Annotated in this window: 19 protein-coding genes; 13 read left to right on the top strand and 6 right to left on the bottom strand. The window is 67.3% G+C overall.

From position 1 onward, the window contains the following. The first annotated feature begins 5 nt into the window (after positions 1-5). Complete coding sequence (locus ASF06_RS13250; RefSeq protein WP_055947908.1) at positions 6-1427, top strand: glycoside hydrolase family 32 protein; 1422 nt, start codon at positions 6-8, stop codon at positions 1425-1427. A 73-nt stretch (positions 1428-1500) separates the two neighbouring features. Then, complete coding sequence (locus tag ASF06_RS13245) at positions 1501-1953, top strand: BLUF domain-containing protein (protein WP_082500942.1); 453 nt, start codon at positions 1501-1503, stop codon at positions 1951-1953. 101 nt (positions 1954-2054) lie between these two features. Here the strand turns inward: ASF06_RS13245 and ASF06_RS13240 are convergent, their stop codons facing one another. Together ASF06_RS13240 and ASF06_RS13235 are read right to left on the bottom strand one after the other, a co-directional pair. Further along, positions 2055-2648: a hypothetical protein gene (locus ASF06_RS13240; RefSeq protein ID WP_055947903.1), complete on the bottom strand. Its 594-nt coding sequence runs from the start codon at positions 2646-2648 to the stop codon at positions 2055-2057. Further along, a complete protein-coding gene (locus ASF06_RS13235; RefSeq protein ID WP_055947900.1) occupies positions 2645-3310 on the bottom strand; it encodes a hypothetical protein in 666 nt (221 codons plus the stop codon). Before ASF06_RS13235 ends, ASF06_RS13240 begins: the two co-directional genes overlap by 4 nt. A 123-nt stretch (positions 3311-3433) precedes the next feature. Here ASF06_RS13235 and ASF06_RS13230 point away from each other — a divergent pair, with 123 nt between their 5' ends. Continuing rightward, complete coding sequence (locus tag ASF06_RS13230; protein ID WP_055947897.1) at positions 3434-3799, top strand: bleomycin resistance protein; 366 nt, start codon at positions 3434-3436, stop codon at positions 3797-3799. Next, a complete protein-coding gene (locus tag ASF06_RS13225; RefSeq protein ID WP_055947894.1) occupies positions 3796-4239 on the top strand; it encodes an SRPBCC family protein in 444 nt (147 codons plus the stop codon). Before ASF06_RS13230 ends, ASF06_RS13225 begins: the two co-directional genes overlap by 4 nt. Before the next feature lie 69 nt (positions 4240-4308). Here the strand turns inward: ASF06_RS13225 and ASF06_RS13220 are convergent, their stop codons facing one another. Then, a complete protein-coding gene (locus tag ASF06_RS13220) occupies positions 4309-4623 on the bottom strand; it encodes an ArsR/SmtB family transcription factor (protein ID WP_055947891.1) in 315 nt (104 codons plus the stop codon). An 86-nt stretch (positions 4624-4709) separates the two neighbouring features. On the opposite strand from ASF06_RS13220, the gene ASF06_RS13215 reads away from it, so the two are divergent. Next, complete coding sequence (locus tag ASF06_RS13215; RefSeq protein ID WP_055947888.1) at positions 4710-5762, top strand: SDR family oxidoreductase; 1053 nt, start codon at positions 4710-4712, stop codon at positions 5760-5762. Between the two features lie 23 nt (positions 5763-5785). Here the strand turns inward: ASF06_RS13215 and ASF06_RS13210 are convergent, their stop codons facing one another. Further along, entirely contained in the window at positions 5786-6856 is a 1071-nt protein-coding gene (locus ASF06_RS13210; protein WP_055947885.1) for a GTP-binding protein, read from the bottom strand. A gap of 49 nt (positions 6857-6905) precedes the next feature. Here ASF06_RS13210 and ykgO point away from each other — a divergent pair, with 49 nt between their 5' ends. The 8 genes from ykgO (at position 6906) to ASF06_RS13170 (ending at position 13983) form a co-directional block, all read left to right on the top strand. Continuing rightward, positions 6906-7028 (top strand): type B 50S ribosomal protein L36, encoded by a 123-nt coding sequence (gene ykgO, locus ASF06_RS13205; protein ID WP_044441107.1) that lies wholly within the window; start codon positions 6906-6908, stop codon positions 7026-7028. A gap of 86 nt (positions 7029-7114) precedes the next feature. Then, complete coding sequence (locus tag ASF06_RS13200) at positions 7115-8122, top strand: FecCD family ABC transporter permease (protein WP_235501007.1); 1008 nt, start codon at positions 7115-7117, stop codon at positions 8120-8122. A 21-nt stretch (positions 8123-8143) separates the two neighbouring features. Beyond that, complete coding sequence (locus tag ASF06_RS13195; RefSeq protein ID WP_055947883.1) at positions 8144-9145, top strand: ABC transporter substrate-binding protein; 1002 nt, start codon at positions 8144-8146, stop codon at positions 9143-9145. Next, positions 9142-9942 carry an ABC transporter ATP-binding protein gene (locus tag ASF06_RS13190; RefSeq protein WP_055947880.1) on the top strand — a complete coding sequence of 267 codons (801 nt, stop codon included), beginning with the start codon at positions 9142-9144 and terminating at the stop codon, positions 9940-9942. Before ASF06_RS13195 ends, ASF06_RS13190 begins: the two co-directional genes overlap by 4 nt. Further along, on the top strand, positions 9939-10733 hold the full coding sequence (locus ASF06_RS13185) for a class I SAM-dependent methyltransferase (protein ID WP_055947877.1): 795 nt from the start codon (positions 9939-9941) through the stop codon (positions 10731-10733). The genes ASF06_RS13190 and ASF06_RS13185 overlap by 4 nt, the downstream gene beginning before the upstream one ends. Positions 10734-10804: 71 nt before the next feature. Next, the gene (locus tag ASF06_RS13180) at positions 10805-11863 is read left to right on the top strand and encodes a permease (protein ID WP_082500941.1); all 1059 of its coding nucleotides are present in this window, start codon (positions 10805-10807) and stop codon (positions 11861-11863) included. Continuing rightward, on the top strand, positions 11853-12635 hold the full coding sequence (locus tag ASF06_RS13175; RefSeq protein ID WP_082500940.1) for a TIGR03943 family putative permease subunit: 783 nt from the start codon (positions 11853-11855) through the stop codon (positions 12633-12635). The genes ASF06_RS13180 and ASF06_RS13175 overlap by 11 nt, the downstream gene beginning before the upstream one ends. Continuing rightward, complete coding sequence (locus ASF06_RS13170) at positions 12625-13983, top strand: hypothetical protein (protein WP_055947874.1); 1359 nt, start codon at positions 12625-12627, stop codon at positions 13981-13983. The genes ASF06_RS13175 and ASF06_RS13170 overlap by 11 nt, the downstream gene beginning before the upstream one ends. Positions 13984-14014: 31 nt before the next feature. Here the strand turns inward: ASF06_RS13170 and ASF06_RS13165 are convergent, their stop codons facing one another. Beyond that, entirely contained in the window at positions 14015-14401 is a 387-nt protein-coding gene (locus tag ASF06_RS13165) for a type II toxin-antitoxin system VapC family toxin (RefSeq protein ID WP_055947870.1), read from the bottom strand. Then, entirely contained in the window at positions 14398-14664 is a 267-nt protein-coding gene (locus tag ASF06_RS13160) for a hypothetical protein (RefSeq protein WP_055947867.1), read from the bottom strand. The genes ASF06_RS13165 and ASF06_RS13160 overlap by 4 nt, the downstream gene beginning before the upstream one ends. Positions 14665-14677 lie beyond the last annotated feature (13 nt).

The raw sequence follows: 14677 nt of genomic DNA, 5'->3' as shown, positions 1-14677 counted from the left end.
GCCGCATGAGCACCGACTACCGGCCGCACCGTCACTACACGCCCGCTCGCAACTGGATGAACGACCCCAACGGACTCGTCTACCACCAGGGCGTCTACCACCTCTTCTACCAGTACAACCCGTTCGGCGCCGACTGGGGAAACATGAGCTGGGGCCATGCCGTCAGCCCCGACCTCGTGAACTGGAACGAACTGCCCGTCGCGATCGCGTGCACGCCGACCGAGCAGATCTACTCGGGTTCAGTGGTCGTCGATCATGACAACAGCTCACGATTCGGCTCGCTCGAGTCTCCCCCGCTCGTGGCCGTCTACACCAGCGTCTCGCCCGACGGGCGCCAGGCACAGTCGCTCGCGTACAGCATCGACGGCGGCGATCAGTGGGAGAAGTACGGCGCGAACCCCGTGCTCGATCGTGGTTCGCGGGAGTTCCGCGATCCGAAGGTCTTCAGCTTCACGGCGTCTTCTGGCGAGCAGAGGTGGATCATGGTCGCCGTCGAAGCGACCATGCGCCAGGTGGTCGTCTACAGCTCGCACGACCTGCGCGACTGGACCTTCGAGTCGACGATCGGGCCCTTCGGACCGGACGGCGTCGTGTGGGAATGCCCCGACCTGTTCCCCCTGCCCGTCGACGGAGACCCGGAGCGGGTCAGGTGGGTGCTTCTTCTCAGCACCAATCGTGTCGGCGACCTCGTCGACTCCTCTATGAGCTACCTCGTGGGCTCGTTCGACGGCCATACCTTCGAGGTGGATCCGGCCGGATCCTGGCGCCCGGTCGATCACGGCCGGGACTTCTACGCGGCCGTGACCTTCTCGGATGCGCCGCAGAACCGCCGCATCGCCCTGGGCTGGGCGGGCAACTGGCAATACGCAGCCGAGACGCCCACGGGCGAGTGGCGCGGTGTGATGTCGTCGCCTCGCGAACTCGGGCTGGTCACCACGCCCGACGGATTCGCGCTGGCCCAGAGAGTTCCGCCGCCCCTGGATGCGCCGCGGGCCGGCGCGGGCGTGCGCGAGCTGCCGATCGTCGCGGCGATGCCGTCGACGACGGTCGCGGGCCGCCGCTATGTTCTGGCCCTCGATTGGCGGCCCGAACCGGATGCGACGCTGCGGCTCGAGGTGCTGGCGGGCTCCCGCGGCGGGGTGGTCATCGCCTACGACGCTCGAACCGGTCGCCTCTCACTCGATCGACGGCGGTCTGGAATCATCGACCTTCACCCCGACTTCGCCTCGGTGAACCAGACCACGGTGCCCCTGCGCCACGGTCGACTGGCGATGAGTGTCATCGTCGACGAGTGCATCGTCGAGATCTTCGCCGACGACGGAGCCGTCACCTTCACCGACCTCGTCTTCCCGGTGGGCGAGGCGGATCTGCTCACGGTCGCGGCCGATGGCGGAAGCGGCACGATCGTCGTCTCTCCGCTGTCGTGACGCGTGTGCGAGCTTGTTCGGGTAAAAGTCAACTCCCGCTAGGGGTGGTTTTCTGCTCGGTAGCATCGGTCTAATGAGTCCCACGCGTCATCCGGTGCTGTCCGTTGTCTATTCCAGCACCGCCACCACTGCCTTCACCGATTCCGATCTCGCCGCTCTGCTGACGGTCAGCCGCCACAACAACGCCCGCGCCGGCGTCACCGGCATGCTGCTCTCGCGTCACGACCGCTTTCTGCAGGTGCTCGAAGGCCCGCAGCATCAGATCGAAGAGCTCATGACGAAGATCTCCGGAGACTCAGGACACCGCAATGTGCGCGTTCTGCTCAAGGAATCCGTCGATCGACGCCAGTTCCCCGACTGGACCATGAGCTTCCAACAGCTCAGCAGCGCCGACGAAGACCACGTTCCGGGCTACCGCAAGGCGTTCGACGACCTCTCCGACGAGACCAACGACGTCAACGCGACGACCGCCGCGGTGCGCGAGCTCGTGCACTGGTTCGAGGCCAGGCCCACACCCGCGATGTGAGCCCGGGCCGGCGGCACCTCAGTCGCCGATCGAGTGTGCAGAATATGCGCGTTTCGAGCACTCGAACCGACCAGAACTGCACACTCGAGCAACCGGCAGAACTAGACGCGAGGCACAGCGGCCCTGCGCCAGCGGCGCTTGCGCACCGAGAGCGTGACGGCCAGCGCGGGCAGACCCAGCGCCAGCATCCAGAACACGATGATGCCGACCACCCACGCGGCCCGCGCGATCGAGAGGCCGTTCTCGGCATCCTGCACGGTCTTCTCGGTGACGGGCTGGATGCTGCCTACCGGGCCATGCTTCACAGACCTCGGTGGGTCGTCGGTCACGACCAGAAACGACTGCTCGGCCGGGTAGTCGGACGAGGGCGGGAAGCCCCAGTGCTCGCCACCCGCGAAGGTGACGGTCGTGTCGGGGCCGCCGTCGGCATCCGGAACCGCGACCTCGTAGTAGCCGGTGGTCTTGGGCAGGCCCGAAGTGGTGTCGACCTCGGAGAGCGTTCCGGTGAGAACGACGCTGCGGCCCACCGCGTCGCGTTGGAAGTCGACGCCGCTCGCCGCGGTGTCTTTGGCGAGGCCGAGAACGTAGAGGGTGATGATGCCGGGCAGCAGCATGATGCCGAAAATGAGCCAGATTCCCCAGACAGGGAAGGGCTTCTTGCCGCCTGCGCGGGGGAACGGCGGGAGGGTGCTCACGGGGTGGCCCCATTAGTCTCGCTCGCCATGAAGCGGTGCTCGCGCCATGACTCGATGCCGTCGAGAGCCGACTCGAGAACGGGCCGCTGGCTCTCGTAGGCACGCAGGCTCGGCGAGTGGAGGAGCGGCATGGGCAGGTCGAGGATGAGGGATTCGCCCGTCGCGTCGTTCGGGCGGAGGATCTCGACCACGAGCGCGAGGGCGCGTCGTTTGCGCACGACGGCGACCCGTCCGATCGAGCCCCAGCGCAGAACGAGCTCGGGCCTCGTGGGGTCGGCTCGGCGATGCAGGCCGATGGCTGTTTCGGAGATGACCACGACCATCGACGCGACGACGAGGCCGGCGAGTCGTCGACCCAGCGCCTGCTGCAACGAAGCGCGAAGTTCTTTGGAGACCCCGAATTCCATGATGACGGCCCGAGGGAACTGTGCGCGTATCGCCGCGAAGCGCCTAGCGGCTCGCACTTCAGAGATGTACAGTCCGATCACCAGGGGCACGACCACGAGGGCACCCAGGAGAAGGTCCACCTCGAACGGAAAATCGGGCGTAGTGGCGCTGTGGGAGAAGTTCTCTGCCGCCCAACTCGCGAAGGCGGCCAGCGGCCAGATCGCCGGCAGCGCGAGCAGATACCAGAGGGCGTAACGCCACCGCCACTGAGTCATCGAGCTCCCCCGCCAGACGGGCCGCGATCTGCGCACCCTCCTTCGACCCTATCGAGTGGGCCGTGGGAGTCGAATCGAGACGACGTTCTGTCGCGGCCGCGACCGGAGTACTACCTTGGCCGTATGGCTGATCGCGCGATCCCCAATCTGCCGTCTCAAGACTTCGACGCCACGGCCGCGTTCTACGGCGGCTTCGGATTCGAGCCGAGCTATCGTGGCGACGACTGGCTCAGCCTGCGCCGCGGCGAGCTGCAGCTCGAGTTCTTTCCGTTCGCCGACCTCGTGCCCGAGGAGAGTTCGTTCATGTGCAGCATGCGCGTCGACGATGTCGACGAGCTGTACCGCCAGATCGCACAGTCCGGGGTGGAGGAGAAGTCCGTGGGGCATCCGCGGCTGCATCCTGTACGACTGCAACCGTGGGGACACCGGGCGGGGTTCCTCATCGACGTCGACGGAACGCAGCTGCAGCTCATCGAGAACGCCGCGTGACCGTCGAATTCGACTGCGTGACGACCTCGAGCAAGTCGGTCGAGCAGATGTTCGATCTCGCGAGGAACATCGACACCCACACCCAGTCGCAGGCCGACGCTGGCGAGAAGGCCGTCGCAGGGGTGACCGAGGGACTGATCGGACTGCACCAGAACGTCACCTGGAAGGCCCGACACTTCGGGGTGCCGTTCACCCTGACGAGCCGGGTCACGGAGTTCGAGCCACCCCATCGCTTCGTCGACGAGCAGATTCGCGGACCCTTCACGACCTTTCACCACGAGCACCGCTTCGAGGCGACGAAATCCGGCTCGGTGATGATCGATCGCATTCGCTTCGACGCGCCGTTCGGCCCCATCGGCCGGGCTGTCGAAAAGCTCGTGCTCGCCCGGTACATGCAGCGCCTCATCGAGGAACGCGGCCGATTTCTCGCCGCCTCGTGAATCGAGTGCGCAGATTGTGCGCGTATCGCGCGATGCAACCGACACAAATCGCTCACTCGATCGAGCCCCTTAGACGCTGAGCGACACCTTCGTGCCGAGGGCCTCGATCGCCTTCTCGTTGCGGCTGTAGTGCGACCACTGCCCGATGCGGGTGCAGGTCACCAGGCCTGCCCGCTGCAGCGTAGCCATGAACTGCGATGCGGTCGACTGCGAGACCTCGGCCCTGGCCTGAATGTGCTTGAGGCACACCCCCACCTCGGTCGCCGGCACGTCTTGCGGCGGAAACGACTCCGGCTCTTTCAACCACCCCATGATCGCGAGGCGGGTCGGATGGCCGAGGGCCTTGAACACCGCCACGAGGTCGGGCTCCTGCGTTTCGCTCATGGTTGCGATGATATCGCAATATCGGCATTTGCCGATGATGTGCTACTACTTAGATCGGTAAATTGCGATCTAACGATGGAGAAACCATGACACAGAAGACGGCCCTGGTAGTCGGAGCGCGCGGAGTGATCGGAGGCAATCTCATCGAGCACCTAGAATCCCTCGGCGACTGGAACGTCGTCGGCCTCTCGCGCCGGGGCGGTATCGATCGCGGTCGAGTGCGCCATATCGCCGTGGATCTGCTCGACAGCGAGGCGACCGCCGACGCGCTACGAGAGCTGTCGCAGGTGACCCACGTGTTCTACGCCGCGTATCAGGACAGACCCACCTGGGCCGAGCTCGTGCGGCCGAACCTCGCCATGCTCACAAACGTCGTCGACGCCATCGAGCCCGTCGCCCCCGAGCTCGAACACATCAGCCTGATGCAGGGCTACAAGGTCTACGGCGCCCACCTCGGCCCCTTCGCGACGCCGGCCAAGGAGTCCGATCCGCCGCACATGCCGCCCGAATTCAACGTCGACCAGCAGCAGTTCCTCGAACGGCGACAGGCCGACGCGAGCTGGACGTGGTCGGCCCTGCGCCCATCCGTCGTCGCCGGCGTCGGTCTCGGCAACCCGATGAACCTCGCCATGGTGATCGCCGTGTACGCCTCGATGAGCAAGGAACTGGGCATCCCCCTGCGTTTCCCCGGCAGGCCCGGCGCCTACACGAGCCTCATCGAGATGACGGATGCCGACCTGCTCGCCAAGGCCACCGTCTGGGCGGCGACCACCGAGTCCGGTCGAAACGAGGCGTACAACATCACCAACGGCGACATGTTCCGGTGGTCGTCGATGTGGCCGCGCATCGCCGCGTTTTTCGATCTCGACGTCGCTCCCCCGCTCGAGATGACGCTCACCGAGGTGATGGCCGACAAGGAGCAGCTGTGGAACGGGATGATCGAGCGCCACGGCCTCGTCTCCACTCCCTACTCCGACGTCTCGTCGTGGGCCTTCGGCGACTTCGTCTTCGCGTGGGACTACGACGTGATCTCGGACAGCTCGAAGTCACGACGCGCCGGGTTCCACGAGTACGTCGACACCGAGGCGATGTTCCTGCGCATCTTCCAGGATCTGCGCGACAAGCGACTCATCCCGTAGTCGGCAGCGAGACGCAATGGGGCTCAGTGGTGGTGCTCGACCACCCACTCCGGAAACGGGTCGGAGTAGTGCCCCCAGGCATCCGCCCCGGCCACCAGTTCGTCTGCCGTGAGCAGGCAATCGGCGAGCGTCGCCGCCAGCGCCTCCCTGTCGAGACCGGGGCCGAAGAACACGATCTCCTGCCCGATCGGCGAGTCCGGCTGCCAGCTCAGCATGTCGGTCGGCCCGAGGTCGAGCACGTCGCCAGCGGTCGCCCACGATCCGACCCGGGCCGGGCGCGTCGCAAGCCGCACGAAACCGCGCGACCGGGCGACGCATCCGACGATGTCGTGAGTCAGTCTCTCTGTGACGGCCGCGTGCAGTCGGCCCGGGTGGAACGGTCGCGGGTCGCGGAAGACGAACGTCGTGCAGGCATCAGAGACCGGATGCGCGGGCGCAGCGTCGGCGAGCTCGCGCTGCCACCCCATCGTGGCTCCCAGCCTGTGCGCTCGTCCGCGCACGAGAAGCCCCGAGAGCTGTCGCGCGTTCTCCACGTCGGGGGGCGCCAGCAGCAGGGCCGAGGGCGCCAGCCGCGCGAGGAACTCGAGCACGAGGCGGGTGTCCGCCGGCGCAGCCGCATCCGGCACGTCTGTCAGCACGATCATGCTGGCGAACTCGAGCCGGGAGGCCAGGCGTCCAGGCGAGTCGAAGTCCTGCCTTTTGTGACCCTCGGGCGCTCGGTCGAAGAGGAGCTCGCCGATCTCGCGCACCGACGTCACGGCCACGACATCGCGGATTCCGATGGGCGGCCTGGGGCGCCGGGAGTCGAGCATGTGCTCGAGCACCAGGGCGATCTCGACGATGTCGGCCTGCGGCTCGACGACGATCACGGTATTGCCCGTGAGGCCGTCGTCGTAGTCGGATGCGAGTCGGTGCGCGAGCTCGACGGCAAACGTCGCGTCGTCATCGCCGCCGACATCGAGCTCCACGGGAGGCTCCGAGACGGGGCAACCGCTGAGCACGGCGGCGATCTGTTGCGCGGCCCGACGGTCGCTGCCGCTGACCAGGGTCACGGCGAGACCGGCCAGTGCACTGCGGTTCGGGGAGTCGGTCATGTGGGCTACTGTATGTGAGAATCGTTCTCAATAACAACAGGAGGCTGCCGTGAAGGTGCGCAACTCGATCAAGTCGATGAAGAAGATGCCGGGCTCGCAGGTCGTGCGCCGGCGGGGTCGGGTGTTCGTGATCAACAAGCTCAACCCGCGCTTCAAAGCTCGCCAGGGGTGAGAACCGAAAGCCCCACAGGGGTACCCGAGCCCGCTCTGCACGGGGTGGTCGCATCGATGCGCCGCGGACGACGACGCGGTGCTCTGATGGTTTTCGCTCTTGCCGTCGCCGCAGCCATCGCGGCCCTGGTGGCCGTCTGCATCGGCCCGGTACCTATCGCACCCGGCACGGTGGTCGGCATCATCGCAGACGGCCTCTTCTCGAGCGGTCGCGGCGACTGGTCCGACTCGGCGCAGCAGATCGTGTGGGCCACCCGCCTGCCCCGCGTCGCCATGGCACTGATTGCGGGAACCGTGCTCGCGGTCTCCGGCGCGATGCTGCAGGCCCTCGTGCGCAACAGCCTTGCCGACCCCTACCTGTTAGGACTGAACTCGGGGGCATCCACCGGGGTCGCCCTCGTCGTGCTGGTCTTCGGGGGCGGCAGCGCCCTGCTGTTCTCGGGGGCGGCACTAGCGGGCGCCATCGGCGCGGTAGTTCTCGTGCTGATGCTCGCAGGCGCCGCCAGTCGCAGGGGGCCGTTGCGCCTGGTGCTCGCCGGCCTCGCGGTCGGTTACGCGCTCAACGCCGCCACCAGCTTTCTCGTGTTCTCGAGCGACTCGCCCGAGGCGGCGCGCTCGGTGCTCTTCTGGCTGCTCGGCTCGCTCGCCTCGGTGCAGCCGATCGCCCTCGCCGCGGCGGCCATCACCGCGACCATCGGTCTGGGAGCGCTGATCATGATCGCTCCGATGGTCGACGCGCTGGCCGCGGGCGACGACTCCGCCCGCTCGGCAGGAATCGACCCCGAACGCACGCGCATCCTGTTGATGGTGGGCGTGTCGGCGATGGTCGGCGTCACGGTCGCAGCCGTCGGCGGCGTGGGCTTCATCGGCCTGGTCGTGCCGCACCTCGCCCGCCGCATCGCGGGCGGACGCCACCGCGCCGTGCTCCCCGTCTCCGCTCTCCTCGGCGCCATCCTGCTCGTCGCCGCCGACACCGTCGCCCGAACCGCCTTCGCTCCGCAGGAGATCCCCGTCGGCGTCATCACCGGCATCATCGGCGCCCCGTTTCTTCTGGTGCTGCTGCGCACTCCCTCCTCGTCCATCTCCACCTCCTGACCCCTCTCTAGAAAGAACCCGATGAACACATCCACCCTCCGGCGCCTGCCGGCGGCCCTCACCATCACCGCACTCGGCCTGGCGGCGCTGAGCGCCTGCGCGACCACCCCGGCGGGCAGCGCATCCACAACCGACGCCGTCGACACGGCCATCACCGTGGAGAACTGCGGCTCGCAGGTCACGCTCGATGCGCCGGCGAAGCGCATCGTGCTCGTGAACAACGACTCCCTGCCCAACCTCGAGGCGCTCGATGCCGTCGACCGAGTAGTGGCGGTGACCTCCGCCCCGCAGGAGGGTCTGTACAAGGACTCCACGTACTCCACCCTCGATTCACTGACCCTGCTGTCGACCGAGAAGAACTCGACGGGAGGCTCGATCGTGTCGCAGGAGAGCATCCTCGGCGCGCAGCCCGATCTGGTGATCGCACCCGAGAACGCGGTCGACCGGGAGGCTCTCGCGGCCAGCGGCATCGCCGTCTACTCGCCCAGCGCCTACTGCGCGAATCCCGGCCCCGAGCTGAGTGAACCGGCCACCTTCGACCGCGTCTGGAGCGAGGTGCGCACCCTCGGAACCCTTCTGGGCGAACAGGACCTCGCCGAGAAGGTCGTGGCCGCGGGCTCGGCGGGTCTCAGTTCCGCGGCACCGGATGCCGGAACCGCCGCCGCCCTCTACGTCTCCTCCGGAGGCAGCGTGCTCTCGCCCTACGGCGGCCCGAGCATGGTCACCCCCGTGTTCGCGGCGGCGGGACTCGAGAACGTCTACGCCGACTCTGACGAGCGGGTCTTCGACGCCAACGTGGAGGACATCATCTCGCGCGATCCCGGCACCATCGTGCTGCTCTACTCCAGTGGCGACCCGCAGAGCGTGATCGACAGTTTCCTGAGCGCGCCAGGGGTCTCCGCCCTCACCGCGGTCGAGAAGGGCAGGGTCGTGGCACTCCAGTTCGCCTACACGGATCCGCCCAGCATGCTCTCGATCGCGGGGCCCGCTGAGCTGAGCGGGCTTCTCGCCACGCTGCCGTGATCGAGGCGCACGAGGTGACCGTGCGCGCGGGTGAACGGGTGCTGCTCGACCGGGTGTCCTTCCGCGCGCAGACCGGAGAGGTGACCGGCATCGTCGGTCCGAACGGAAGCGGCAAGACCACCCTGCTGCGCGCGCTCGTGCGTGCAGCGCCGCTGTCGGCCGGGCGGATCACGCTCGACGGGCACGATCTCCGCATCCGGCCCCGGCGCTGGATCGCCCGACGCGTGGCGGAGGTCGGCCAGCGGTCCGAGCCGGATCCCTCCCTCCGTGTCGTCGACGAGGTCTCGCTCGGCGGCCTCGCCGAACACGGGGTGCTGCGCTCGGGCGGAGCCGGCTTCGACCAGCGCGTGGCCGACGCGCTCGATGCGGTCGAACTGTCGCATCGGGCGTTCGACCGGCTCTCGACTCTGTCGGGCGGCGAGCTGCAGCGCGTCGCCCTGGCGCGAGCGCTGGCTCAGGGCGCGAGCCACGTTCTGCTCGACGAGCCGACAAATCACCTGGACATCAGGCACCGGCTCGAGATCATGTCGCTGCTTCGCCTGATCGCTCCGACGGTCGTGATCGTGCTGCACGACCTCGAACTCGCCGCGCAGGTCTGCGATCACGTCGTCGTTCTGCAGCGCGGACGCGTGGCCGGTTCCGGCCCGCCGACCGAGCTGTTCCAACCACGACTCCTCGACCGGGTGTACGACGTGACGACCCGCATTCATCCCGCACCGGATGGGCGCACACGCCTCTCGTTCTCCCTTCCCTCGCCAAACACCCCTTCCTCTCCGACAACAAAGGATCACCCATGACAGAATCCACCCGCCTCGACACCGCCCGCAGCCTCGCCGCGCGGTGGGATGCCCAGCAGACCGGCTACATCCGGCACCGGGCCGAACGCTTCGACACCATCGCGCGCGTCGTCGCCGCCGTCTGCGCCGACATCGATGAACCCCGCATCCTCGATCTGGCAGGTGGAACCGGGTCGCTCGCCCAGCACGTGCTCGGGCGCGTTGTGGGCGCTCGGGCGGTCATCGCCGACAAGGATCCCGCCCTCCTGGCGATCGCGGCCGATCTCGCCGAAGACGACCCTCGACTGGAGACGGCCGAGGTCGACCTCGCGCGCACAAACTGGGTCGAGCATCCGGCCATCGCGGCCGCGCCGTTCGACGCGATCGTGTCGTCGACGGCGTTGCACTGGCTCAAGCCGGGCACCCTCGTCGACGTGTACCGAGCCCTCCCCAGCCTGCTTCGACCCGGCGGAATCGTGCTGAATGGAGACCACCTCTCGTACAGCTCCGAGCACGAGGGCACTCTCGCCCGCATCGCCCTGGCCGACGATGCGGCCATGCAGGCGCTGACTTTCGGCGGCGAGACCGACACCTGGGACGAGTGGTGGCAGGCTGTCGCCGACGTTCCCCGCTACGCGGAGGCACTGCACAGACGAGCCGAGGTCTGGGGCTCCGAGCTGCACGAGGCTCCGCCGAAGGTCACGCTCGGCTTCCACCTCGAGAGCCTTCGCAGCGCCGGCTTCGTCGAGACCGGAACCGTATGGCAGTACCTCGACGACCACGTGGTCTACGGGGTGGTCGCCGACCGCTGAAGCGGAAGCCGACCGACTACACGGCAGCCTTGAAGCCACACGGCCGCGGGGCGTGATTGACTGAACCGGTTTTGCGGCAATCTCGTCACGAGGAGCGAACGCTGAGCACGACACCCACGACGTACCCGTCACTGCGCGAGCTGACCCGATCGGAATGGCGCTGGACGCCCACCGTCGGCGTCGCCGCGGTGCTGCTACTCGTGGCGATCAGGGCCTTGGCGCCGGCCGAGTGGACCTCGTGGATGACCGACCCCGCCAAGGACTTCGTGACTCTCTCGGTGAGCGTCATCATCGAGTCGCTGCCGTTCGTCATCCTGGGTATCCTGCTCTCGGCCATCATGCAGATCTGGCTGCCCGCAGGCTTTCTCGTGAGGCGGCTGCCCAGGAACGCCGTGCTGAGACGCAGCCTCATCTCGCTGCTCGGGGTGCTGCTTCCAATCTGCGAGTGCGGCAACGTGCCGCTCACCCGCGGCCTGATCGTCAGCGGCCTCAGCGTCGCCGACTCCATGGCGTTCCTGTTCGCGGCACCGATCATCAACCCCATCACGATCATCACGACCTACCAGGCATTCGGTTGGAACGACGGCATTCTGATCAGCCGCGTCCTCGGCGGTCTGTTCATCGCGAACCTGGTCGGCTTCATCTACAGCGCCCATCCCGCCCCGCAGACGCTGCTCACGCGCGGCTTTCAGGCGGCCTGCGCCGCGGACGCGCACGGCGAGCAAAGAACTCGCACGCGACGCACCCTCGTGAGCTTCGGGCGCGAGTCCGCCGCCATGATGCCCGCGTTGATCGTCGGCGCGGGCATCGCGGGCTTCATTCAGGTGGCTGTGTCGCGAAACCTGCTGATCACCCTGGGCAGCAATCCACTGTGGTCTGTGCTCGCGCTCATGGCACTCGCCTTCATCGTCGCCATCTGCTCGAACGTCGATGCGTTCTTCATCCTGTCGTTCGGCTCGACCTTCCTTCCCGGCGGCATCGTCGCCTTCCTTATCTTCGGACCCATGATCGACATCAAGATGCTCGCCCTGATGCGAACCACGTTCACTGTGCGCACTCTGGTGCAGGTGAGCGTGCTCATCGCCGTCTGCGCCGCGGCCATCGGATTGGCGGTGAATCTTGTCTTTTAGTCGTCTCGTCACGCGCTGGAAGGGCCCGGCTCTCACGCTGCTCGCCGCGATCGCCACGGTCTGGCTGGGCGCGACCGGCCAACTCGGGCTGTACATCAACCCGCGCTACTACGTGTTCACCCTGATCATGGCCGCCATCGCATTCGTGCTCACGATCGGTGCGCTCCTTCTGATCCCGGGCCCAGACGAAGACGACGAGCACGAGCACGACCACCACGACCACGACAAGCCGCATGGCCACCCGCTGCTCGCGTTCGGCGGGTCGCTCACCACCCTTGTGATCGTCGCCGCCGCGGCCGTCGCGCTGCTCGTCGTGCCCCCGAGCACGCTCACCTCGTCGGCGGTCGAACAGCGCAGCCTCAACGGTTCGTCGAATTCCCTGGCACAGGCCGGCCCGCCCCCGGGCACATCGGACGATACCTCGACGTACTCGGTCAAGGACTGGGCCGCCCTCATCCGTCAGGGAACGACCGCCGACGAGCTGAACGGCCGAGCGGCGACTCTCACGGGATTCGTCACCCCCGACGCAGACGATCCCGACAATGTGTTCTACGTCGCCCGTTTCGTGGTCACCTGCTGCGCGGTCGACGCCCAGCCCGTGGGCGTTCCCGTCTACTCGCCCGGCTGGTCGAACAGCCATGCTGTCGACAGCTGGGTCACCGTGACGGGAGAGTTCGAGGCGAACCCCAGCGTGCTCAGCACCGCCACCACGGTCGTCAGCCCCGACAGCCTGACGACTGTCGAGCAGCCCGCGGAGCCCTATGTCTACTGACAGCGCGGGGCGGAGGTTCCGACGGCTGCTCTACGGCAGCATCACGGTCGTCTCGTTGGTGGCGGCCGTTCTGGTCGTCGCCAACTTCTCGCACGGGCCGCAGCTGCAGTCGGCCCAGATCAACGTGAACACGGCGGTCGAGCGCGCGGGGCAACGTCTGGTGCTGCAGACCACCGAGCCGCTCGACGCCTCGGCCGCCGCCGGACTCACGACCAACCCGCCGGCCTCGACCACTGCAACGGTCGACGGCGCCACCATCGATGTGGAGTTCACCGGAATACTCAGCTACGACACCCGCTATACGGTGACCGTGCCCGGAGTGCGCGGCACCTCCGGCGGGGGCGCCTCCACCCTCAGCTACACGTTCACAACGGCCAATCCGACCATGTACTTCCTGTCGCCTTCGACGGGAGCGCCCGGGTCGGAGTTCAGCGACGCCGTTCTCGCCGCGCCCATCGGCGGCGGCGCGACCGAGGCTGTGTACCAGGCCCCGCGCATCCGGCACTTCGTGGCGCTCGACGACGCACTGGTCGTCGATACCGTGAACGACGATGGGGCCGACGCGCTCACGATCGTCTCGCTGACCGGCGGCGCGCCCATCGTCGTCAATCTCCCGGGCCCCGGCACCATCACGAGCCTCGCGGCCGACCCGGCGAGCAAGCTCTTCGGCTACACCTTCACGCCGCAGCCGTCTGCGCTGTACGAGACGCGGCCCGATCAGCTGTACGCCTACGACATCACGCGCGGACACGACTACTCGATTCCCATCACCGGCATCGACCACCAGGTGCTCACCGCGAAGGACTGGATGTTCGTTCCGGGCACCACCTCGCTCATCGCCCAGACCGAGGAGTCCGACCTGCTGCTGATCGACACTCTCGGCGAACGAGAGGGCACCTCGGGTCCGTCCTCGATCGGGCACGCAGATTCGCTCGTCGGGTTCGTTCCGATCACCAAGACGCTGGTCACGGCGACGGCGGGCACCCGCACCTCGATCGACCTCGGCTCGCCGGAGAGGCCGAACAGCGCGTTCCCTTCGGTGGCGGGCGACGCCGGGGGCGCCGATTCCGCCATCGTGGATGCCGCGGGCGCGACCCTCGAGATACAAGACTCAGGCTATGGCCCGGACACGGCCGTCGCCGAGGTCACGCCCGCCGGCAGCAGTACCCTCTTCTCGCTCGACTCCCTGGCGGACGGTCAATCCGTCATCAGCGCCTGCGTGGTGCCCAACGGACTCTATGCCGCCATCACCACGAGCGCGCAGCAGATCACCTATGTCGACCTCGCCGACGGCACGCAACTCGGCACCGTCGACGGCCAGGCGCCGAACTGGTGCTCGGCGCGCTGACGTCTCATCCGAGCATGAGCCGACCAGCCCTCTACTGATGCGAAGGAAGAAGGAGGGCCAAACGCTCGGCGACTCCGGCAAGACGGTTGTCGAACGTTGCGAGGTAGACCTCGTAGTGCTCGGCCGTCGCGACAACGCATGTGTCAGGCAGCTTCAGACCCTGCGACGCACGGACACGAGCCAAGGCAAGCGATTCGTCATCGCTCAGCTCGGCAACCTCGACCCCGATGTCCTGGAGGTCTCGCCACACCTCACCCTCGCGACCGCGTCGCGCCGGGCCCACGAGCACCTCGGCGAGAGTGAGCGCATGGATCAGGTACGGAGGTCGCTCCTGCTCAAACAGCTTGACGGCCGCGTCGTGGTGCGCATCACCGTCGTCGAGGGGCCCGATGATGACGCCTGCATCGACGACGATCATTCAGGCCAGTCCTGACGGATCCCCTCGAGGTAGCCCTCACCGAAGAGGTCAGCGTGCTTGCCCGCGACCCGACGAATGAGTGCGACCCGCTGTGCGTCGTTGGCTGCCTGACTCTGCTCGATCGACTTGGCTCCCTCGTCGAGCAGGTGCAAGATCAGTGCGCTCTCGCGATCCTCGTTGGGCCAGTGCCTTCTGGCGACTTGCAGAGCATGGGCGACCTGCGGGGTGTGCGTGATATGAGTACGCGGGTTCTTCGTCGGCATCACACAAGTGAAA

The organism is Agreia sp. Leaf244 (assembly GCF_001422695.1).
Lineage (GTDB): Bacteria > Actinomycetota > Actinomycetes > Actinomycetales > Microbacteriaceae > Agreia.
Note: the sequence above shows the minus strand (reverse complement) of the source record. Positions and strands in the feature narration are given on the sequence as shown.